The sequence below is a fragment of the Sutcliffiella rhizosphaerae genome (assembly GCF_917563925.1).
Taxonomy (GTDB): Bacteria; Bacillota; Bacilli; order Bacillales; family Bacillaceae_I; genus Sutcliffiella_A; species Sutcliffiella_A rhizosphaerae.
Genome location: NZ_CAKJTJ010000005.1, coordinates 13,767 through 35,373 on the forward strand (window position 1 = coordinate 13,767; position 21,607 = coordinate 35,373).

The following is a 21,607-nucleotide window of genomic DNA, read 5'->3' on the forward strand; positions in this document are numbered from 1 at the left end:
TAACTGTTGATAATCAACAAGGCAATATTAATCCTTGTAAAGTGGTTATTCATATTTTAACGTAATTTATTTCAAAAGAATAGAAAAGATTATTCATACCTATTTTAACATGGTAGACAAAGCCTTTTTTAAATCAGGTTGCCAATATGTCCATGTATGAGTACCTTCAAATTCTTCGTAATAAACCGAATAGCTTTTGTCTTTCATTAAAGTATGTAATGCTCTATTTGGTTCGATAAAGTTCTTCTTCTCGCCATTTGTAGTAGGAACCTCAGTTTCCTTAGTACCTATTACATGGTATAGACTAAGTAGGGATGGTTGCTCAAATTCAGTAACGGTTTTCATCACTTTTTCGTCTACATAAGGTGATTGCATAATAACCTTTCCGAAAGTATGAGGATAAGATAGTGCCGCCACCAACGACACTGTACCTGCTAAAGAATCACCAATTAATGCACGCCCCATACCCATTTGATAAGAAGGGTATTTCTCATCTAAATAAGGGACAAGCTCATGTGCCAAGAAGCGGATGTAAGCACTATTTTTTTCGCCGTCTGGATGATATTTATTCCAACGGTCTTTAACATCTTTATAAGGAATACCTACTATAATAGTGTTTTGCATTTTGTTTTCTTTAAGAAGTCTATCTGCCGTACTGCCAATACGTCCTAGAGTAAAATAGTCTTTTCCATCTTGTGCAATAAGAATGTTATATTTATATAAAGGAGAATAGTTTGCTGGTGTATATACCAGCAATATCATCTCTTCTTTGAGCTCGTTGCTAAACAGCGAAAACTCCTCTGTTCGCCCAAATTTTTTTGCCATATTCTTTAAACCTCCCACTGATGTCCATATCATTTCTAGTAAGCGCTTTATCGTTTATCATATCATATTTGTCCTCAAGTGTAGAACGTAAAGTCGTTTGCTAGCATTTTGTAAGTGGGTCAAGCTATAATAGTCTCGACAGTTTTTTTGTAGTTTTGGAGGTATGGAGAAATGAACAAATATTTGATATTAATTTTTACTATTATAGCTGTCCTTATCCTATCAGGATGTGCGGATAAAGAAGTAAACCTTGATAATGAATTCTCAATGAAATTGGAAGTAGGGGAACTAGAAGCAGTAAATCAGGATGAGCAGCCTTTTTCAACTTCAGATCAGAATGGGGAATACTGGCTAGCAAATTTTATTTTTACAAACTGTAATACGGTATGTCCACCTATGACGGCTAATATGGCAAAAATGCAACGAGAAATGAAAGAAGCTGGAGTGGAGATACCGATTGTATCATTTAGTATTGATCCCACTAATGATACACCTGCTGTAATGAAGGAATATGCGGAGCTTTATCAACCCGATTATTCTACTTGGACTTTTGTTACTGGATATGCCCCCGAGACTATTGAACGATTTGCGAACGTCTCTTTTATGGTTCCGGCTGCAGAGGAAGAAGGAACAGATCAATTCATGCATAGCACCAAGTTTTTTCTAATTGATAAAGAAGGATATGTTAGGGAAGGTTACAGCGGTCTTGACGTACCTTATGCGGACGTTATTAAGGATATTAAGAAAGTAGTGGATTAACTAAGGAGTATTACAGTCGGCTAGTGAGGGATAATTTATGAGGATAAAAAAAGTAAGTTGTTTAACACAAGAAGAGTATAGCGAAGTAGTGGAACTGCTTAGTTTATGTGAGCAGCATGACAAATTAGAAATAAGCGCAAGCATTAATCTTTCCACTCTAAAAAAAGCAGATGACGGACAACATACGTTTTTTTTAGCTTATGAAAAGGAAGTTCTTACAAGCTTTTTAGGCATGTATTCATTTGTAGACCCTAAAAAGCTTGAAGTAGCAGGCATGGTTCATCCTGCTTATCGAAATCAAGGTAAATTTTCCTCGTTACTGAAGTTAGCAAAGAAGGAAGCTAGTGTGCGGGAAGTAGACGAATTACTCTATGTCTGTCCGGTAGAATCAGAATCAGCTAAGATTATTGTCAAAAAGCAAAGTGCAGTTTATTCTTTTTCTGAATTCACAATGGAATACAGGAAGGAATTACATCTTCCTCCATACAAAAATTTTGACCTATCGTTGAACATAGCATTGCAATCAGATGTTCAGATCGTAAGTAAACTGCTTATAGATGGATTTGGTTTTGGTTCAACAGATGAGTATGTGGCAAACTTAGTTAAGAGAAATATTTCACAGCCTGGTTATGAATTGTATTTAGTGACTGAGAAGAGTGAGCCAATTGCTACAGCTACAATTAGTAATGAAGGAGATGCGAAATATATAAGTGCATTTACTGTTGTGGAACTGAAAAGAGGGAAAGGATACGGACGTGCTGTATTGGAAGAATTAATAAAGTTGGTGCAAACGAAGGAACCAGCTAAACCGTTACGACTGGATGTAGATGTGAAAAATGAACTTGCGTTAAAGTTATATGAGGATTCTGGCTTTAGAACAACAAGTGGATACGATTATTATATAGCCAAGTAAGGGTTTTCAATATTTAGTATTAAGAGGTGGCAGCCAATGCTACCTCTAGGTGATTTAAAATTACACTGTTTTTTCATGTGGCAATTGTTGTTTTGGCAGGTATTGATCAACAAGTTTATCTAAATATTGAATTTTTTGCAATGCGGTACCATAGTCTATTTGCTTATAGTGATGTCCACCACCTTTTTCTTCATCCATTTCATCAGCAAGTTTGACAACTTTTTGTAAAGGGCTGCGATTTACATCAATTTCAGGTAAATATGAATCTGTATGGAGAAGGATGGCTACAGAGATCTGTTTTGCTTTTTGTGGACTTTCACCTAAGCGAATTAGTAGTTTATGGGCACGTTCTGCACCTTTAATAGCATGGATATCATTTTCACGGTAAAGTTCATAATCCCACTTTCCTTGCCGATACCATTCATAATGGCCAATATCATGTAATAGAGCAGCTTTTGTTGCTAAATCCACACTGACATTATATTTGAAAGCTAAATGGAAAGAATGGTTGGCCACTTCTAGTGCATGGGCAATACCGGATCGTTTCAAATACTTCTGTGTGATAGGGTGCATAAAAATATCTGTAAGTGTTACGTCTCTCATCTTTATCCCTCCTTTAAAAAAGTATTTCTTTACAGAATATCATATTTTTGAAGTTGTGTGCAAGAAAGATAGAGTCAGATCGCGTTTGTTTTATATTTTTGCTTTACTGGGTGAAAAGATAGAATATTTTCAATAAGAAAATACCGATTCTTCTTACGCAGGTAACAATAAGCTGTCACATTCTTTTCGGTAACTTTTAAAACTAGGATCGTTCTTTGGGTGATGTTTCCGTTTTTTGACAAATAAATCATTTCCACAGGTTTCTGTGTCTCTTTCAACAGATTAAGAATTCGGTGCATGTTAACAACTCCTTTTCTCTATTATATACGAACATATGTTTTGTATACATGGATTTACGAACAAATATTCTAGTTGTTTTATGTATTTAATGGAATATACTTGAATATATAAATAAAGGCAGGTGGAGTTTATGAAATCTTCTACAGCACTAAAGTGGGTAACAGGGGGATTAGAAGCATTTTTGGCAATTCCTATTTTGGGAGGAAGCATTGTTATTGGATTTGGTTATGCTCCGTTAGGAATCATGTTGATCCTACATATTGTTACGCTTTTATTTAGTATTAGAGAAGGGCAAAAATTTCATGGGAGCGTCTGGGGAATTGTAACTTCTTGTTTAGCTTGGATATTTCTACTAGGATGGCTACTACATACAATTACAGCGATATTACTATTCATAGACGCGTTTTCCTCTGGGAAAAATGAAAGGGAATTTGTTTCTTAAGGTGCCGAATAATTTCGGTGCTTTTATACATAAATAATTCTTTACAAAGTTGTCTAACCTCTCTATAATAAGTAATACAGCTTATATAGATCTGATAGTTCAGTGGGAGAACACTACCTTGACAGGGTAGGGGTCGGGGGTTCGAATCCCTCTCAGATCATTGGGTGCCAAACCCACGAAACCCTTCGGAACAAAGGGTTTTCCAACAAAAGACTACTCTTTCGGGAGTGGTCTTTTTCTCTAGAGATTTATTATATTGCACATTAACATTAAAAAAATCATCTTCAAACTTTTTAGCCGTTAGTTTTTGAAGCTCACAACTAACATGTGAATAGTAATCCAATGTAACCTGAATTCGACTGTGTCCAAGCCTATCAGCTACAATCTTAGGGTTTTCTCCTAGTGCCATTAACGTAGTTGCGTGGAAACAATATTCTTCAGTTAACCTTAGGAAGTCGTCCACTTCTTTTCTGCCCAGTGGTGGCTATTATTTAGATGATATTATTAACTATGCGTTAGTATTAGATCATAAAATACTTTTATGGTCTTGGCATCAAGATCCTCGTGATTGGGACAATCAAAGTGCAACTCAAATTTCGGCTCATATTATCCAAAATATCCAACCTGGAGATGTCATATTATTACATGACGGAGGCGGAAACAGGTGGGAAACTCTTAAAGCAGTCAACAAATTAATACCAATATTACAGAAAAAAGGGTATCAATTTGTAACAGCAAGCGAAATGTTAGAAGATGGGGACTAAATAAAATACACCCAGCTGAATGTGAGTAGGATGTTTCAAATATCTTCATGTGATGAGCTGAAAGAATACGTTAATAAAAAAAGGCCTATGCTATTTAGATGGCAAAGTCCTTCTTGTTTAGAGAAGATTTTATGAATCAACAGTATTAGATGTGACAATAACTACTATTTACCATGTTAAAGGAAAGTATGTATTTGAATTTTTGGGAGAAGAAATGACTTAAAATAAAGCACCTTACTCAAATAGAATAGTAAGGTGCACTGCAAAGGAATGGTTGACTCTTCACAACCAATAATAGTCTGGGAAATTTTTATGGATTATTATTCAAAATACAAAATCAAATAAAAATAGGTTTTATTATCAGGAGATTTGTCCCTTTCAAGTTGTCTAACTCCTTCATATGAATATAGTACAAAATGAAAAGGAGGAAGATAAATGTCTTCTTTATATTATCAATATAAAAGTAACTGTCGTCATCGTCACCATGACGACTGTGAAAAGGAAAAGTGTCATAGGGAAAAATGTCATGAGGAAAAGTGGGAAAAGGAAAAATGTGAAAAAGAAAAATGGGATAGAAAAAAATGTAAAAAGAAGGAAAAAGAGTGTGAATATGTTGGTGGAGTTGTAACGTCAGGTTCATTAATAGGTCTTGCTGTTACTACCAATCCAATTCCACTTCCTTTAACTAATCCCTCACTAATTACTGAATGTGTTTCAGTTGCTCCAACTGGAGGTTTAATTGTTGAAGAAGATGGAGACTACTTGATACATTTTTCAGCAGGAATTTTAGTAGCTTCCCTGACTGGCGGTCTTGGAGTATATGCAGGGTCTCGTTTTCTTGGTAGCGTAGGTCCACTGTCTGCAATAGGCTTGAGTAGTTTTTCAGCTATTGTTAGATTAGAAAGAGGAGAATTGGTTCAAGTCATTGCTAATGGTCCAATTGTAGCAGGTGTATTGTCACAAGGTTCCTTAACTGTAGCAAAAATCAGTGACTAATTCATAATAAACATGTAAACGACTATTACGTGTTATTCTTCCGAAGCCCTTCTGACCAGCAAGAGGGGCTTTTTATTTGTAAATGTGATATAAACTTTATGTAAAAAAAATCAAAATAGATGGTTGAAAACGATAACAAAAAATAAGAAATAACATATAATGTATCACACAACATGATTACGACTCATTGTGTGTGTGATTTATTCCCTCTAACTGGTCCTAGGGGGAGTATTATTCTTCCAGAGCCTCTCTGTGCAGCCAAAGGGGTTTAATTTTTTTTATGTATCAATAATATTATTTATATACCTCATTTCTCCAGTATTAATACTCCGAATCTTTTCTATAATTCTATTTTCAAGGCAGCATTACAAAAGCGTAACTGACCTTCTTTATATCTTCTATCTATCTCAACGAAATATCCAACAACATTAAACATATCATCAAGTTTTCCATAGGATCTGTTAGAAAGATATAAGAAAATTGAAAAGCTAAACCATCAACTACAAATCATCAATGAAAAAATAGATGCTATTCAGAAAAAGAAGTTTGTAGATGAATATCTTGAGTCGACAAGAAGTACAATAAAGTTGTCTGGTTTATTGGAATACACTAGTCAAACGATAGTTTAAGTGAAGAAGGAATATATAATTGAATTCCTAAGACAGCAGATGTTATCACTGTATTAAGTGGTTCAACAGGAAACTTAGTTTACGGAAAGATAGAAAATTCTTCAGATATTCATAAAGTGATGGGTAAGCGATGTCTACATGTGATAACTAGAGGTAAAGCTGGAAAGTTAACATATGTAAAAAAAGGAAACTATTCAACAAATACGAATGCATTTTTATTTACATTAAAAAGTAACGTTTATAATCTAGTGGGGAAACGCGCATGAAGAAGAGATATACTTGAAATGAAATGTTTAAAAGTTTACCTAGAGCCAATTTTTATAGAATGGTCCTCTAATTCTGATGTGGAAGTCTTCCCTCTTACTAAAATTATGGACATGTTAGAATTTCCCTTGTTCGAGTTTAACGAAGCTATGGAAGTCATTGTACAGAAATATGAAAAAGTAAATAATATAACACAGAATTTAGAGCAAGCGGTAGAGAAGTGTAACAATTTGTTAGATAAGGAGATAATTTAAGTATTCATAATTATATATAACGGTCCCATCTTAGAAGTGAATTCTAGTGTTTTGAGATAACTATCAGTGTTTATTAATTAAAGGAACCCAATGATGATGGTCTTTTGATGATTAGAAATGACTTAAAGTTAAAGCCACACTAGACTGAATACCTCTAAGACCATTGGGTCCCAAACCTATAGTAACCCTTTTAATTGTGAAGCAACCATATACTTACAACTTTAATTTTATTTCACAAATTGCACAAAAAATGCACATTTTTATTTTTCCTAGTTTAACTAAATTAACTGAAATTACTAAAGAACAATCATTTCTTTTAATATATCAAGTTTATTTAACTAAATTTACAGTTGTTCTAGATTAAACACTTGTGAGGATTTTGACAGGGTCGGGGGTTTGAATCCCTCTCAGATCATTGGGTGCCAAACCCACGAAACCCTTCGGAACAAAGGGTTTTCCATTAAAAGACCACTTCTTTGGGAGTGGTCTTTTTCATATAGGAATTCGTGATTGTTGACGAATTCGGATGTCACGGAACTAAAGTACGGTAAATCTAATAAAGCTTATTTAAGTGCAATTCGCGATATATATGATGGTTCCATAGTTATCTATATTTTAGGACACTCAAACAATAATGATTTAGTATTCAAGACAATGGATGTTTTAGGTTCTGACCGTCCACTTATTCATAGTGACCGGGGATATCAATATACCCATCGAGGGTTTAAACAAAGAGTAGATAAGGCAAAAATGTCTCAAAGTATGTCCAGGGTTGGAAGATGTATTGACAATGGTCCAAAGGAATCTTTCTGGGGAACGCTCAAAAGTGAAAAGTATTACTTAGAAAAATACGAGACATATGAAGAACTTTCTAATGCGATAGACGAGTACATACAATTCTATAATTATGACTGATATCAAGAAAGACTAAACGGCTTTACCCCTATGGAATATAGAGCTAAAGCCGCTTAAGTCATTTTGTTATTTCCACTGTCTACTTGACAGGGGGCAGTTCAAATAAGGCTTAGGTGCTCCTTTCTAAGTTTAGAATCATATTTACTTTACAAATAGAAAATTTTAACTTTACCCTTTAGTTTGGATTATGGGTTTCTTTGTGAGTATTTCAGGCTTTATATTAAATGGATAGAATACAAATAAAAAAGGCAATCATTTAGTTGCCTAAAGAATTTTAAAGAAAGTAGTAAAGAACTCATATTCTAATATGCATTATTAATAGAAATTGTGATCCCTTACATTACGGAAATAAATTAGTTAGGCAATATAGCAATATATTTTAATTTAAAGGTTTGGAGAAAGAAGTTAATTTTTGGTACTTGAAAATTAATTGGTCTAGTTCTTCACTTAATTTTATAATAATAGGATCACCAAAGCCTTGAATTAAGCCTAATTCAATTAATGTTTTTCTTCGGTATTCGATACAATCACGTAATTTTTGAACAGAAAAACAACTCATACTGGGTCCTCCTTGGAACAGGAATTTAGAACTATACATATTCTATTTTGAAACAAAGTGACAAAAAAAGAAATAGATTCGACAAACAAACTCTATTATCGACACGCTTTTATTACATACTTAAGAGCGAATCTCTGATGTTATATTTAATGAATTTTTAAGCTTCATTTAGTAAGCGGAACAATTAGCTATAGTAAGTCCCTTAAATATGCTTTTATTCTTATAAGAATAATCATATTATGGGATATTTTTTTGTAGTAATATAGTCTCGAATACCTGTTGGGAGATGGGACTATGAACTATTTGGATAAAGAAACAAGTATTGAAATATTTGAGGAAATTATGTTCTTGACTGAGGAAGTAATCGAAATGCACGAAATCTTTAATTCCTCCTATACCAAAAACTCTACAGCAATATGTTATAGGGTTAAAGAACAATTGAAAGAATTAAAAGATGAAATTAGCATGAAATTAAGATTACTTACTCAAGGAGAAATGAAGGGGTTTCCTAAAGATGTTGTACTCCCGGCATTATGTACAGCAAATTATCTGCTTGCTAAGATTGGAATGAATAGAATTAACCATAATAGTTATTTAAGTGTAAATAGGGAATTGGTAATTGTTCATTACTATATTAAGAAGCATTATAAGTTCTTATTAGAGTCTTGATACTTTGAATTAAGGATAATTTTCAATGACTCTCATTTTTCGCACTTAAGAAAAACCGAGTGACTAATGTAAGTTAAGTTATTTTCCATATGAATATTATAAAACTGGCCAGACAATACTTCTAGCCGGTTTTTATTTTTGTTCTATTCTATCCTCATTACATTTAAAGTTGCGCCATTACCTGCTTGCAATGTTGCAGCTCCTAGTAAGCCAAATAATTCAAGAGTTAAGGTTGCTCCTGCAGGTAAATCTACTATAAAGGATGCATTCAGATTTGAAGCTACTAACAGTGCATTAATAGTAAGAACAGGTACTGGTTCACCGTTTACTAGGATACGAGCGCCAAGTAGTAATGAAGCAGTCAAACGCACATTATAGGTAATTGCATATCTACCTGCTTCAAGCAATGTAAACACAGTGTTAGATGCATTGACAGTTACATCATCAGAGAGGTTTTGTGTAGGTAATGGAACTGGGGTACCACCTAGTACAACTGCAATTACTGTTCCAGCTGTATTTGCCGCGGAAAAGATGAATCTGTAACTATCGCACCAGTAGGATCTTCAGGACCGATAGCGCCTTCAGTCCATATATTTCCTTCAAATCTTATTAAATACTTTTATTCAACATATTATATAAGGTTCATAAAAAGCTGTTCGCCTATTTAAAATAGAAATAGTACAAATCTCCTAAAAATAGATTTATCTAATTCTAAAATCTAGTTATCCAACTATTAATTGTTAAAAGCATTTACTTAGAAGTGTACTACTTAAAAAAGGTTTTTGGCTTTGTGTTTTAACAAATCAAATAAAAAAGCTGCAATTCTATTTGTAAAATAGATTTACTGCTTATTTTTGTTTTTTGTTCCAATTTGATCATCTTTTTATGTGTGTTGATAGTTTTTTTCAAACAATGTTATTTTGGCTTAAGATGAAGAAATTGATTTATTTTTTGCTTTATCAAAAGGCTTAAAAACCCACTTTTCAAATGCTATTGAACAGTAAAAGGTGGCAGAGATTGTTAGAGCGCTTATCCATAGCTTCCAATGAATTAATTTTATCGACCTTGTCTTTTTCAAAGCATAGGCTTCTAGTAGTATTATAAATGAAGTGAATCCGGCATAATATGAACTTTTAATAAACCCATTTTTCATATGTGGGTAAAATCTGTTGAACATCACACAGTAAACGGGGAAAACTATATGTTCAAATTCAAAGCTTCCTTTATAAGATTTTTTGAAAATAAGCTTTTTAGGATATTTTATTAAGTTAAATTCAGCAACTATCAGTCCACTTATCCATGCGTAACTCTGTACAAAGAATAATACTACGGTTGAGCGGCGTATATTTTTTTTTGCTGCTAATAAAAAAAGCACAATAGAAGTTACGATAGAAATTATAAGAATTGATTTCTCTTTCATATTATTTATTCCTCCTTATACTATATTGCCCAAACAAATTTAAGTTATTCGACAAATAACGACATAATTCGAAAAACATAATGTTAAGGAGATTAAATGTATTTCATAAATATTTTTCCTCGTATAAATTTTCATTGACTTTATGTGTAGCTTTTTCCACTAATATACTAATATAAACAGGAATTGGAAAAGTTATCACGAAATAAGAATATGGGATAGGAAAACGAAGGAGGAAAGATTATGAGTGTGGAATCTGCATTTAATGGATTACAAGTAAAAATGAATGTAAACCCTGAAGAAATTCAACGATTAAATGCTGTTTATCAATTTAATCTGAGTGAAGGAAAGGTGTATCAAGTTAGCTTCAATGACGGTCATGTTAATATGGAAAACGGAGAGAAATTAGATCCTCAATGCACATTGCAATTATCCGACGAAAATGTATTAAAGTTGATAGATGGTAGTTTTAATACAACAATGGCATTTATGACAGGTAAACTGAAAGTTACAGGTGATATAGGATTGGCCCTAAAGCTGCAATCTGCATTAGAAAAATATAAATAGCTATTTTCCACAGTTCAAGACAGGCTAAAATAGAGTCTGTCTATTTTTTTTTTTGCATTTGTTATATCTGTACAGTCATAATCTATCATTTTGCATAAAATTTACTAGTCAGAAATATGGAGGTGAATATATTTGGGAGTAGTATATGTAGAATGTAATAATCACCGTAAAAAGAAATGTAAATGTCATGACTTTTCACACTGTAAGAAATGGGAGCATAGGGACAATGTTTCTAGAATGAATATGGAAAAGTCACGTAAACATCACTGCCGTTGTGGTAATGAATCTAGTCGACACCACCAACATTAATTTATTCAAGAGCTGAAAAAATTTCATGCAAAAAGCGGGCGGAAAATAATCACGGTTCCGTCCGTTTTTATGAATAGGCTCTTTTCTAAAAGAGTAATGGAAAATTCGTAAAATTAATTGGTTCTATTTCGCAAAGAAGTTAGAGTTTAGTATGTAAGGTTGGAATGTGTATTTCCGAGTCGGAACAGCTCAAGTAGAAATTGATTAGTTGGTGAGTATAGTTCATAAAAATAAATACAAACTATAATAACTAACTATGTTATGAAAGGAAGGCTCGATTATAAATGGCAATCAACCATGAACATATCCGATTAACTTCAGCAGAAATTGGCCATTTGTGGAGCAGTTATATGTTTGAAACATCTGTACATCATATGTTTTCTTACTTTTTAGTCCATGTGGAAGATCCAGATGTTAAGCAATATGTTGAACAATGTTTTCATGTTTCAAAAAAACATATTCACAAATATATCGATATATTTGAAAAAGAAAATTTTCCAATACCTAGAGGTATTACTTCCAAAGATATAAATTTGAATGCCCCGCGTTTATTTTCAGATGTCTTTTATTTGCATTACATAGATGGAATGACGAAATTTGCATTGAACGGATATGCGCTTGCTGTTTCAGAAGTAACTAGAAAGGATGTCAGGTTTCTCTTTAATGAAAATTTGGATGATCTACAAGAAGTAACGGAAATAGGGAAGAAGATATTGCTTGCAAAAGGATTGTACTCACGACCACCATATATCTCCACACCTAAAGCTGCTGAGTTCGTAAAAAACGGTCATTTTTTTGCCGGCTTTACAAATAAAAAACGGTCATTAACTGTGTTTGAAATGAATCAGCTTTTTCAAAACGTAAGATCCAATGCCTTAGGTAAAGCACTACTCAAGGGTTTTATTCAGGTCACAAAAGATAAGGTGCTGTCCGAATACTTTGTAAAGGGAAAGCTGATTGCTAATAAGTATGTAACAGTATTCTCTACGATTTTATTGGAAGAAGATTGTAATGTGCCATCCACCTATGGAAGTGAAGTGCTAGAAAGTAACATTTCACCATTTTCTGAGCGATTGATGCTTAATCATGTAGCACATTTGATTAGTTATGGGGTTACAAACTATGGGATGTCTATAGCAATGAGTCCAAGAAAAGATTTGGTATTAACTTATATGAGGATCGTAGGGGAAGTCATGAATTATGCAGGTGATGGGGCAAAGTTGCTTGTTAAATACGGTTGGTTAGAGCAGCCACCAACAAAGAAGAGTCACTAACTCCGTGGCATTAAAGAAAAGAGGCTAAGCTGCAGAAACCTCTATTCTTCAAAATATAAATGAGAATGCAGCTGGCACCTTGGATTAAAATTTGATAAGCAAGAAGGACAGTTTGCATTGCTTTCTCTGTACTCATTAATGGTTAATTCTTTTTTACATTTACCACAGAGAATGGCTTTTTGATGAAATTCAGACTTGGGCCACACATCAATTGAATGTTTTGCATGCTCTAAATGGCATTGGTAACAAGGATAATATTCCTTGCAACAATAAAATTTAATAGCAATAATGTCTTTTTCTGAATGATAATGTGTACAGCGAGTTTCGTTATCAACCGTTGAACCAAGAACTTGAATTTTCATAAGGTGTCACCTCCATTAATCGTATAGTTGCCAGACTATTTCACCTGATTTGTTTTTGGTGTCTAACTCGACTTGGAAATTATGCTTTTCATAAAAGTGAACAAGACGCTCTAAATGATCCCAATCTCTTTTGGCAATGTCACCCGTTATGGTATGAATATTTTGAACTTTAGCTACTTCCTTTAAATAATCCATACAAATAGATCCATATCCTTTATTTTCAGGTCCTTTAATATCTCCAATGAAGATGGTTGCATCATCTTTATAGGTTGCTTGAATGGAAAAGTCCCATTTTCCTCTGTAGGCTGTTTCGCAATCTGTTAACATGATTTTACAAGAATGATTGTCATAATTAGTGTAGACGACAACCCAGTTATCGTCTTTTGATTGATCAATACCGATAATTTGCCATTTTTTTGCTATTTCTTTCATATTGGTTTTCATACGAAACATTTGAAGTTCAAGCTCATCTAATTCTTGTTTCAATTCTTCTTTATCTTTTGTCTCCTCTTCTGCTAAAAAGCTAGTAAAAGACATCTAATCCCCCCTAAAAATCTTCAATAGAAAAGGCAAGTCATCTCAATATAGACAACTTGCCTTTTCTTTGTTTAATCGGTGCGCTAACAAAAACGCAATTAGTAACTTGCTTCACCACAAGTATGTGAGATCATCATTTCAAAAATGAACTTATTTGAACCAATATATAGTGAAAAAATTTATCATCGTTTGCCGCGGTATAAATTCCATGGTAGTTTCCCTTACTTAAACAACGTAAGCCCTACCTCTCATACGTCCTTACGGCTCCTTGGCCGTGCCAGATCGATTAAGCTTTTGTGTAAAAACTATATGGAACGCCAGTGCATCCTCGTAATGTCTTTGTGTTACATAAGAATGTCATAACGTTCTTCCTTTCTTTATCAAGTTACTAATAGATAATGGGAGAATCCCAAACACTTATTATACATCAAATTTATGGTATGTCAACTTAACCTTTATAAGTGAATTTTTTTATTACAGAAAAATGAAAATAAAAAAAGACAGGTGCGTGCACATGTCCTTTATTAATATGAAGTGTTTATTCCATACTAAGTATTTAAATATTTTTTTATATCATCAAGTTCCGATTGAATTAATTTCATGTATTCCAATTTCCCTACCTGGTTTAACTCATTCTGAATGAATCCTAGCAGTTCATTGATAGAATCAATTTTTTTTTCGACATGTTTAATATCGAATTCAGTTATTGTAGTTGGCTCATGGATAATATCTTTCCAACCACCAGTTTGAATATGATGGCGCCATTGTTCGAGTTCAAATTTTACATTTTCATAAGATGAAGTTTCGTTCATACATACTAAATGGATAGTACGATCGTGTTTATTACAATTATAATAAACTGTGAACAAAGTTGTCGGCGAATCTACTGTTTTTAAGTTCAATTCCATCTTTCCTGATGAATGGTTATGTAAAAGTTGCCTCAACTTCATTTTACTTTCTAAATCCACTAAATCTTGAAAATTGACGACCGGGAAAAAAATCTCGGTTACACTCTGTGATACATCAATAATTTGAAAATCGTCTCTAAGTTTAAAGTATGGGACAGGAATCCGGTACATTACAAAAGCACTCCTTTATCAACTCTTCCGGTTTCCTTTTGATAATTCTCTAGCCATTCAAAAAGAAATGTGGCATCCTGTGCAATAAGTGTACCTGGTGTACAACACGAAAGAAATGATTCTTCTTGATGAAAACGGCTACCAACTATAATTGTAAGAGCTGGATTGACTTTCTCTAAGCGCTGTAATGTTTCTTGTAGCTTTGAAAGATGATGCCTAACAGAAATTGAAATGCATACAACTTCTGGATTCCACTTTTTTATACTATATTCAGCGTAATCTACAGGGAGGTTAGATCCAAGATCATAGACATCCCATCCAAATTCTTCAAAAAGTGAAGCTGCCATTTTTAATCCTAAGTTGTGTTCTTCGCCTTCCACACAGAAAAACAAAGCCCGGGGAGGAATCTTATGTTTATTTAAACAATTGCTGACCTTTTCCATATGATATTTTGCTAGAACAAGCTCACATGTAGCTGTTGCCAGATGTTCATCTGCGACTGTGATAGTGTTTTGTTCCCATAAGTCCCCTACTTGATACATCGCATTACGAAACAAATTATCATATATAAAACCGCTATTTTTTCCTTGGTTCAGAAAGGAATGTACATTACTCCAACTACTTACTACATCCTTCTTTAATAAATATTGTGATAGTTTCATGGAGATTTCATTCATTCGAGCCCTCCTAACTAGACATAGATAATTTGAACACTATACTAATTCTCCTTTTTTATCAAGTGCTTATTACCAATTGGAAAAGTAGTCAAAATATCATTTTTAAACAAAACCATGAAAAAATGATAAACTATAGAAAGTGGATACAATTTAATAAAGGAAGTGTAAATATGAGCTATACTGGAAATTCAGAAGAGACTTTTCAACTTATTAAAGAGCTTGTCACAATTCCAAGCCCTTCAGGCAATACAAAAAAGGTTATTAGCTTTGTTGAGAACTACTTGAAAGAATGTGGCGTAGAGACAAAAAGAAATAGAAAAGGTGGACTTATAGCTACAATTAAAGGAATGAATGAAAACGAGCACCGGATGTTAACCGCTCACGTAGATACCCTTGGAGCTATGGTAAAAGAAATTAAGCCAAATGGGAGATTAAAGCTTACCATGATTGGTGGTTTTAGGTGGAATTCAGTAGAAGGAGAATATTGCCAAATCGAAACCACATCCGGAAAAGTGTATACCGGTACAATTCTTATGCATCAAACATCGGTTCATGTTTATAAGAATGCAGGAGATGCACCAAGAAATGATGAAAACATAGAAGTTAGAATAGACGAAAAAGTCAAGACTGATAAAGATGTCGGTGAACTAGGGATTGAAGTAGGTGATTTTGTTTCCTTTGATCCTAGAGTTCAAATGACGGATAGCGGATACATAAAATCAAGGCATCTTGATGACAAAGCAAGTGTTGCTATATTGCTACGGTTGATTAAACATATTCAAACAGAGAAGATAACATTACCTTATACGACACATTTCTTGATCTCAAACAATGAGGAAATAGGTTATGGCGGAAACTCTAATATTACTCCTGAGACTGTGGAGTATCTTGCTGTAGATATGGGAGCGCTCGGTGATGGACAGTCTTCGGATGAATATACAGTTTCCATCTGTGCCAAAGACTCGAGCGGACCGTACCATTATGAATTAAGAAAGCATCTGGTTAAGCTTGCAGAGGAAAATAATATTGGTTATAAAGTAGATATTTATCCATATTATGGTTCTGATGCTTCAGCAGCGATCCGTTCAGGGCATGACATTATCCATGGATTGATTGGACCAGGAATAGAATCATCTCATGCATTTGAAAGAACCCATGAAAGCTCAATTCAATATACAGAATCCTTAATTTATCACTATTTATTATCAAGTATGGTGGAGAATTGAAAATGGGCTGTCAAGAAAGTCATGATTAATGGCTTCCTGACAGCTCTTTTTTCATTATTAAGATGGTGTGATACTCTTTTTGAAATAGAAGGTTTTTTCAACAAAAATTTCTTAGTGTTAGTGAGACTGATATAGGTATAACCCTTGTTCTCAGTCACACAAGTAATGAATGGGCAATAGAAAACGGAAGAATCCTCATTCACAGTCATTCAAAGACCAAATTTGATTTACAATAACAAACAGCCCTAATTCCTTTTATTTGCATTCTAGTTAGGTGAAATACTCAATACGTGCATTTGGAAAGTAGGAGTGTATATAGGCAGAGATTGTATCTTTAATTTCCGATGCCTCGTCTTTCGTATAAACGTACTTTCCTATTCCGTATCGGCCCCATTTATATTGGCGTTTTGCTTCATCTAATTCAAGTTTTGTCATTGGATAATTTTGTTGGATTACCCTTTTGGCAGGTTTTGTAAATCGGTGTTGAATTAGTTCAAATGTCAAATCTTTAGTAGCTTTTACTGGCAGTTTTTCGTAAAGTTTTTCAAACAAGGTTTTATATCCCTCTTGCCAACCTTCATGCAAATATATTGGCGCCACAATAAATCCTAGTGGGTAGTCTGCATCGGCAACTTTTGCAGCCGCGTCGATTCTCAAATCCAACGAAGAAGTTCCAGGCTCAAAATTTTTGATTACATAATCCGCATTAATGCTAAAACGGAATCTAGTTTTCCCTTGATGATCTGCATCTAATAAATGGTCCACATGATGAAATTTGGTTACAAATCTTAGCAAGCCATGTTTAGACTGTCCAAAATATTCTATGGCCTTTTTTAACGAATGGGTAAGGTGGTCGATTCCTACAATATCAGAGGTACATGAGGCTTCAAACCTTGTGATTTCAGGAGCTCTTTCCTCCATGTATTTTTCAGCTGCTCCAAATATATCATCAAGATTTACATATGTACGAATATAAGGTTTGCTTCCCATTGTTGTTTGCAAATAGCAATAATGGCAATGTCCCATACAACCTGTTGCAAATGGAATTGCATATTCAGCAGAAGGCTTCGAGGTATCGAATTTTAATGTTTTACGTACTCCAACTACCAAGGTGGACTTTGCATTCCTATATTTTTGAAAATCATTTTTCCCAGGGAGATTCCGAATTTGGTTATGTGAAGTTGTTTCACGTATTTCTAGACCCATCGCTTCAAATTTGTTTTTCAATTCTTTCCCAAGAGGATAATCTAACGCCCGGGGTTCCATATATACAAGTTGAGGTATAAATGGTTTCATCGTATTTCCTTCCTCTCTTTACTCATAGCTAGGTCCAAAGTATTCATTATAAAGTGACTGTGCTTCCTCTAGAGAAGAAAAAAACACAAATTCATCTGATAAAGGGTAGTAAGTGTCATAGAGATAGATGGATAATTCCCCACCTTTATGTGGATTAGGAACGATGTTTGCCTGTTGAATGGTTGCCACATTTTGTGTATGGGGATTTCGGTAAAAAAGAAAAATCGTATCTCCTTCTTGCAATGTTGAAACTAGAACCTCTGTCTCGTTTTCCAATTTTCTCACCTGCTTTTTTATTGTCCCATCATTAGTTTCTATATCATTTAAAAATATATTCTTGTGAAAATATGTCATTTATCAGTAAATATTTTCAAAATAACGCAACTTTACCTCCAAAAAAGCGTCTAATAATAAAGAGAAAAAAGGAGGTGTTGGTATGAATCATGTTAATCTCCGTCCGAAAAAAAGATTGGCATTAAGAATATGGCTCGGAACACAATATTACATTATGAAAAGATGGTTGGAATGGAAGAAGGGAAACCATAAATATACAGAAGAACAATCAGAGGAAAAACTTCCATACAAAGCCTTTTTACATAAAACACCAACTCTTCGAAAATTAAAAGATGTGGATATGTGGTACCAACATAATAAAGTAATCAATATTAAAATTGCAGTAGAGAAATTAAATGGAGTGGTAATTAGACCTGGCGAAACGTTCTCTTATTGGAAACTTATAGGGAAGCCAACTAAGAAAAAAGGATATGTAGAAGGAATGGTCTTGTTTTATGGGGATTTTAAGCCTGGACTAGGTGGAGGGCTATGTCAACTATCTAATCTCATTTATTGGATGACTATTCATACATCACTAACAGTAACGGAACGCTACCGCCATAGTTTTGATGTGTTTCCAGATTCAAGAAGAACTCAGCCATTCGGTAGCGGAGCAACATGCTCATATAACTACCTTGATCTTCAAATAAGAAATGACACGACAAAAGCATATCAATTAATTGTTTCGGTGGAAGGAGATTACTTAAAAGGGGAATGGAGAACCGAAAGCCTACCAATTATTTCATACAAAGTTTATGAAAAGGAACATTTTATAACACCTGCCTATTGGGGAGGGTACTTGCGCCATAACATAATTCATAGGAAAGTTTTTAATAATCAAAATCAACAAGTAGATGATCAATATATAACAGAAAATCATGCGATTATGATGTATGAACCTTTATTAGAATCATCAACACAGAGTAGTTAAACTCCTTCAAAATGAACATGCTGCTATATTTCAGCAAGGTTTTTTATAGATTCTTTTTAATGATTATGACTATTACCTTGTAAACTGGATATGGAACTTGATCATTGCTGGTCCTTTATATTCAACCAAATGTAGAAAGAAAGCAGGCGGGAAGCGATTTTTCCTAGTTTCTTGAGAATAATGTACATACATCACATAGCAGGCGCATTGCGCTTTTTTTTTGTTTTCTAAAGTTTTGACTGTTTCTTTTAGTGGAATGAAATGGGTAGGTGGTGAATGGCGATGAAAGCAAACGTGTTAGTGATTGGCGGTGGTGTAGGAGGCTTAACTCTAGCGCTCAAGTTGGCGAAATGTGGGATTGGAGTCACCGTTGTGGAACAAACCAAAGGAACTTCCCATATGTACAAAGGGGAACTAGTTCAACCCAAAACCTTACAAATCTTTGAGCATCTTGGAGTATTACCAAGTGTTCAATTATCTGGTCATACAATAAACAAAATAGATTTGATAGAAGGTAATAAACAGGACACCCCTTCCAAATCAGCGATGAGCTATAACATCCTGCCTAAACCATATAACTACGCACTGATGATTCCTCATGAAACATTAAAAAAAATACTATTGGATGAAGCCTCAAAATTTCCTTCTTTTAAGTATATACAGCCTGGAAGGTTTACAGGCTTTGAACAAAATAAAGCAAAAGTAAAAATAAATAAAGAGGAAGTACTCCTGCAAGCAGATTATTATATTAGTGCAGAAGGGCGTAAATCCATTATAAGGGATTCACTAGGTATTCAGAAAAAGGAAAAGCAATACGATCACCATTTTCTTACAGTCACTTTTCCGAGACCGGCAAGTTTAAAAGATGGCAAAATCATTTCGACAGATGAGACTTTCCTTGGTCTTTTTCCATTACCTGAAAATCAAGTGAGAAGTGTCTATCTAATTCCTAAAGGGACTTATAAGGAAATGGTTGAAGAAGGAATAGATTCCTTTTATAAAAAATATTTGAAGCTCTATCCTGAGCTAGATGGGTATGTTCAATGTATAGAGTCGTGGAAGAAGATACAGCTTATGATCCCAGTACATTACCATATATCGGATTACGTTAAAGGAAATGTAGCATTACTAGGGGATGCTGCGCATAGTGTTCACCCGATGGCAGGTGAAGGGATGAATCTTGCTATTCAGGATGCTGATGTTTTAGGAGAGCTTTTGTGCTGGATGTATGATGAAGACAATCATACAGGAAGTTACCTATCTTATTATGAAGAGGTAAGAAAACCACGTGTTCAATATGTATTAAAATTAAGTCATCTTTCGGCATTGGCCTATTCCAAACCATTAAAATCGTTTGTGAACTGGAGAAGAAAGGTTATAGATCAGCTTACACAGGATCCAGTTCTACATTGTAAGCATATGCTCAACATCTCCGGACTTGGGATATGGAAAGAATCATTAGTTGACAGAGTCATCCAATCTGGTGTTATCCCAAAGAGAATAAATAGGGAAATAGAGTTGACTGAAAATCAACTTCTTTTCAAAGAAACAGATGATTACCCATGGAAAAAGGAGATGTATAGAGATGATAGGTGAATACATTAGACTTTTTAAAGCAAGAGGATATATGAAAAGGAATCTACCTTTTCTTTATAGTTGGCATGCCTACGTTGGGTATGAATTAGATTTATATGAAGCATTTAAAAAGCCAAGAACTATCATTGAGGTAGCAAACGATAAATCATTACAGGAGGATTTATTAAAAAGATGGGTAGAAGTAGGTGGAGTAATAGGGTATTTAAGGAAAAAGTCAAAAGAACGGTATCAAACAGTAAAGAAATTTATGGTACCAGCAAGCAAGTATAATCCTAGGTCAACCGGTGTTCTTTTGAAAGAAATGATGGAACTTCATATCCCTACGTTAATCAAGTATCCTAAAATAATGAAATCAGAGGAGAAAGAAGTATTCGATCAGCAAGAACATGGCATGGTGGTCGCACAGACTTCTTCTCTATTAGAACAGCTTGCTATACCTAGAGTGATGAAAGTAATGAAAAAAGCGAATCCTCAAACAGTAGTTGATGTAGGGTGCGGCAGTGGCGGTTATTTGTTGAGACTTTCTCGGAAGTTTCCGAAAATTAAAATGCTGGGGATTGAACTAAATAAAGATGTTGCAAAAGAAGCTGGGGAAAAATGTAGAGAGCAAAAACAAATTGATATCGTTTGTGAAGATGTACATGAATGGTCACCAAAAGAGAAAGTGGATTTTGTGATGCTAAACAATATCCTTCATTATATTTCCCCTCATGATAGGCTGAAGCTATTTAGGAAAGTCAGCAAATGGATACCGGAAAAGGGAGTATTGTCAGTTGTTTCTCCTATCCATAATTCTAAACATGGGGGTCAGTTTTCTAGCGTTTTTAACAGTTTTTTCACAGCGTTCGAGAATCTCTATCCATTACCTTCAGAAAGTGATTTAATAGAGCTTGCCAATGCTGCAAACTTAAAAATACAGAAGATGCAGCCAGTGATTAGGGAAGGTGGATGGTATCAAGTTACCTTCACGAAAAAATAATAGAAGCTTAATTAGGAAATTTAACACCTGATTGAGCTTTTTTGGTTGCTCTATCCTTTATTAGAATAGATTTCCTTAACTTTCTATTATAAGGAAAAGTCGTAATAGTACTTTAATATTCTCGTTAATCTC

At 34.2% G+C, this 21,607-nt stretch carries 23 protein-coding genes, 1 tRNA gene and 1 pseudogene; 13 read left to right on the forward strand and 12 right to left on the reverse strand.

Going from position 1 to position 21,607, the window contains the following annotated elements; translation table 11 throughout:
* Positions 1-99: 99 nt before the first annotated feature.
* Entirely contained in the window at positions 100-825 is a 726-nt protein-coding gene (locus LRP81_RS06265; RefSeq protein WP_230500410.1) for an alpha/beta hydrolase, read from the reverse strand.
* A gap of 171 nt (positions 826-996) precedes the next feature.
* Here LRP81_RS06265 and LRP81_RS06270 point away from each other — a divergent pair, with 171 nt between their 5' ends.
* Both LRP81_RS06270 and LRP81_RS06275 read left to right on the forward strand, forming a co-directional pair.
* Positions 997-1,584 carry an SCO family protein gene (locus LRP81_RS06270; protein ID WP_230500411.1) on the forward strand — a complete coding sequence of 196 codons (588 nt, stop codon included), beginning with the start codon at positions 997-999 and terminating at the stop codon, positions 1,582-1,584.
* 37 nt (positions 1,585-1,621) lie between these two features.
* Complete coding sequence (locus LRP81_RS06275) at positions 1,622-2,497, forward strand: GNAT family N-acetyltransferase (RefSeq protein WP_230500412.1); 876 nt, start codon at positions 1,622-1,624, stop codon at positions 2,495-2,497.
* A 60-nt stretch (positions 2,498-2,557) separates the two neighbouring features.
* Here the strand turns inward: LRP81_RS06275 and LRP81_RS06280 are convergent, their stop codons facing one another.
* Together LRP81_RS06280 and LRP81_RS06285 are read right to left on the reverse strand one after the other, a co-directional pair.
* On the reverse strand, positions 2,558-3,100 hold the full coding sequence (locus tag LRP81_RS06280) for an HD domain-containing protein (protein WP_230500413.1): 543 nt from the start codon (positions 3,098-3,100) through the stop codon (positions 2,558-2,560).
* A 74-nt stretch (positions 3,101-3,174) separates the two neighbouring features.
* Entirely contained in the window at positions 3,175-3,399 is a 225-nt protein-coding gene (locus LRP81_RS06285; protein ID WP_230500414.1) for a hypothetical protein, read from the reverse strand.
* 131 nt (positions 3,400-3,530) lie between these two features.
* Here LRP81_RS06285 and LRP81_RS06290 point away from each other — a divergent pair, with 131 nt between their 5' ends.
* From LRP81_RS06290 to LRP81_RS06305, 4 genes and pseudogenes are all read left to right on the forward strand, one after another.
* On the forward strand, positions 3,531-3,842 hold the full coding sequence (locus LRP81_RS06290) for a hypothetical protein (RefSeq protein WP_230500415.1): 312 nt from the start codon (positions 3,531-3,533) through the stop codon (positions 3,840-3,842).
* A gap of 88 nt (positions 3,843-3,930) precedes the next feature.
* A tRNA-Val gene (locus LRP81_RS06295) sits at positions 3,931-4,002 on the forward strand.
* Positions 4,003-5,041: 1,039 nt separating this feature from the next.
* Positions 5,042-5,602, forward strand: a complete 561-nt coding sequence (locus LRP81_RS06300; protein WP_230500416.1) for a hypothetical protein — start codon at positions 5,042-5,044, stop codon at positions 5,600-5,602.
* Positions 5,603-7,271: 1,669 nt separating this feature from the next.
* Positions 7,272-7,664: pseudogene (locus tag LRP81_RS06305) on the forward strand (transposase); the annotation flags it as partial.
* A 379-nt stretch (positions 7,665-8,043) separates the two neighbouring features.
* Here the strand turns inward: LRP81_RS06305 and LRP81_RS06310 are convergent.
* Positions 8,044-8,223, reverse strand: coding sequence for an aspartyl-phosphate phosphatase Spo0E family protein (locus LRP81_RS06310; RefSeq protein WP_230500417.1), 180 nt, complete (start codon positions 8,221-8,223; stop codon positions 8,044-8,046).
* 294 nt (positions 8,224-8,517) lie between these two features.
* Between LRP81_RS06310 and LRP81_RS06315 the strand changes: the two genes are divergently transcribed.
* Positions 8,518-8,892 carry a hypothetical protein gene (locus tag LRP81_RS06315; RefSeq protein ID WP_230500418.1) on the forward strand — a complete coding sequence of 125 codons (375 nt, stop codon included), beginning with the start codon at positions 8,518-8,520 and terminating at the stop codon, positions 8,890-8,892.
* 143 nt (positions 8,893-9,035) lie between these two features.
* Here LRP81_RS06315 and LRP81_RS06320 read toward each other — a convergent pair whose 3' ends face one another.
* A complete protein-coding gene (locus tag LRP81_RS06320) occupies positions 9,036-9,425 on the reverse strand; it encodes a BclA C-terminal domain-containing protein (RefSeq protein ID WP_263458231.1) in 390 nt (129 codons plus the stop codon).
* A 392-nt stretch (positions 9,426-9,817) separates the two neighbouring features.
* The gene (locus LRP81_RS06325) at positions 9,818-10,312 is read right to left on the reverse strand and encodes a CBO0543 family protein (protein ID WP_230500419.1); all 495 of its coding nucleotides are present in this window, start codon (positions 10,310-10,312) and stop codon (positions 9,818-9,820) included.
* Positions 10,313-10,552: 240 nt separating this feature from the next.
* Here LRP81_RS06325 and LRP81_RS06330 point away from each other — a divergent pair, with 240 nt between their 5' ends.
* Both LRP81_RS06330 and LRP81_RS06335 read left to right on the forward strand, forming a co-directional pair.
* Positions 10,553-10,876: an SCP2 sterol-binding domain-containing protein gene (locus LRP81_RS06330; protein WP_230500420.1), complete on the forward strand. Its 324-nt coding sequence runs from the start codon at positions 10,553-10,555 to the stop codon at positions 10,874-10,876.
* A 593-nt stretch (positions 10,877-11,469) separates the two neighbouring features.
* The gene (locus tag LRP81_RS06335; RefSeq protein ID WP_230500421.1) at positions 11,470-12,459 is read left to right on the forward strand and encodes a DUF3231 family protein; all 990 of its coding nucleotides are present in this window, start codon (positions 11,470-11,472) and stop codon (positions 12,457-12,459) included.
* Positions 12,460-12,500: 41 nt separating this feature from the next.
* Here the strand turns inward: LRP81_RS06335 and LRP81_RS06340 are convergent, their stop codons facing one another.
* The 4 genes from LRP81_RS06340 to LRP81_RS06355 all read right to left on the reverse strand — a co-directional run bounded on the left by LRP81_RS06340 (position 12,501) and on the right by LRP81_RS06355 (position 15,114).
* A complete protein-coding gene (locus LRP81_RS06340) occupies positions 12,501-12,821 on the reverse strand; it encodes a CHY zinc finger protein (protein ID WP_230500422.1) in 321 nt (106 codons plus the stop codon).
* A gap of 15 nt (positions 12,822-12,836) precedes the next feature.
* Complete coding sequence (locus tag LRP81_RS06345; RefSeq protein ID WP_230500423.1) at positions 12,837-13,358, reverse strand: hypothetical protein; 522 nt, start codon at positions 13,356-13,358, stop codon at positions 12,837-12,839.
* Between the two features lie 548 nt (positions 13,359-13,906).
* A complete protein-coding gene (locus LRP81_RS06350) occupies positions 13,907-14,437 on the reverse strand; it encodes a hypothetical protein (protein ID WP_230500424.1) in 531 nt (176 codons plus the stop codon).
* Positions 14,437-15,114, reverse strand: a complete 678-nt coding sequence (locus tag LRP81_RS06355; RefSeq protein WP_230500425.1) for a cobalamin B12-binding domain-containing protein — start codon at positions 15,112-15,114, stop codon at positions 14,437-14,439. Before LRP81_RS06355 ends, LRP81_RS06350 begins: the two co-directional genes overlap by 1 nt.
* A gap of 170 nt (positions 15,115-15,284) precedes the next feature.
* On the opposite strand from LRP81_RS06355, the gene LRP81_RS06360 reads away from it, so the two are divergent.
* Entirely contained in the window at positions 15,285-16,340 is a 1,056-nt protein-coding gene (locus LRP81_RS06360; RefSeq protein WP_230500426.1) for a M42 family metallopeptidase, read from the forward strand.
* Positions 16,341-16,610: 270 nt separating this feature from the next.
* On the opposite strand, the gene splB is transcribed toward LRP81_RS06360, so the two are convergent.
* The gene (gene splB / locus LRP81_RS06365) at positions 16,611-17,636 is read right to left on the reverse strand and encodes a spore photoproduct lyase (protein WP_230500427.1); all 1,026 of its coding nucleotides are present in this window, start codon (positions 17,634-17,636) and stop codon (positions 16,611-16,613) included.
* An 18-nt stretch (positions 17,637-17,654) separates the two neighbouring features.
* Entirely contained in the window at positions 17,655-17,912 is a 258-nt protein-coding gene (locus LRP81_RS06370) for a transcriptional regulator SplA domain-containing protein (RefSeq protein ID WP_317987041.1), read from the reverse strand.
* Between the two features lie 160 nt (positions 17,913-18,072).
* On the opposite strand from LRP81_RS06370, the gene LRP81_RS06375 reads away from it, so the two are divergent.
* From LRP81_RS06375 to LRP81_RS06385, 3 genes are all read left to right on the forward strand, one after another.
* Positions 18,073-18,900: a VanW family protein gene (locus LRP81_RS06375; protein ID WP_230500428.1), complete on the forward strand. Its 828-nt coding sequence runs from the start codon at positions 18,073-18,075 to the stop codon at positions 18,898-18,900.
* Positions 18,901-19,182: 282 nt separating this feature from the next.
* Entirely contained in the window at positions 19,183-20,496 is a 1,314-nt protein-coding gene (locus tag LRP81_RS06380; protein ID WP_230500429.1) for an FAD-dependent oxidoreductase, read from the forward strand.
* Complete coding sequence (locus LRP81_RS06385; protein ID WP_230500430.1) at positions 20,486-21,475, forward strand: class I SAM-dependent methyltransferase; 990 nt, start codon at positions 20,486-20,488, stop codon at positions 21,473-21,475. The genes LRP81_RS06380 and LRP81_RS06385 overlap by 11 nt, the downstream gene beginning before the upstream one ends.
* Positions 21,476-21,607: the final 132 nt, after the last annotated feature.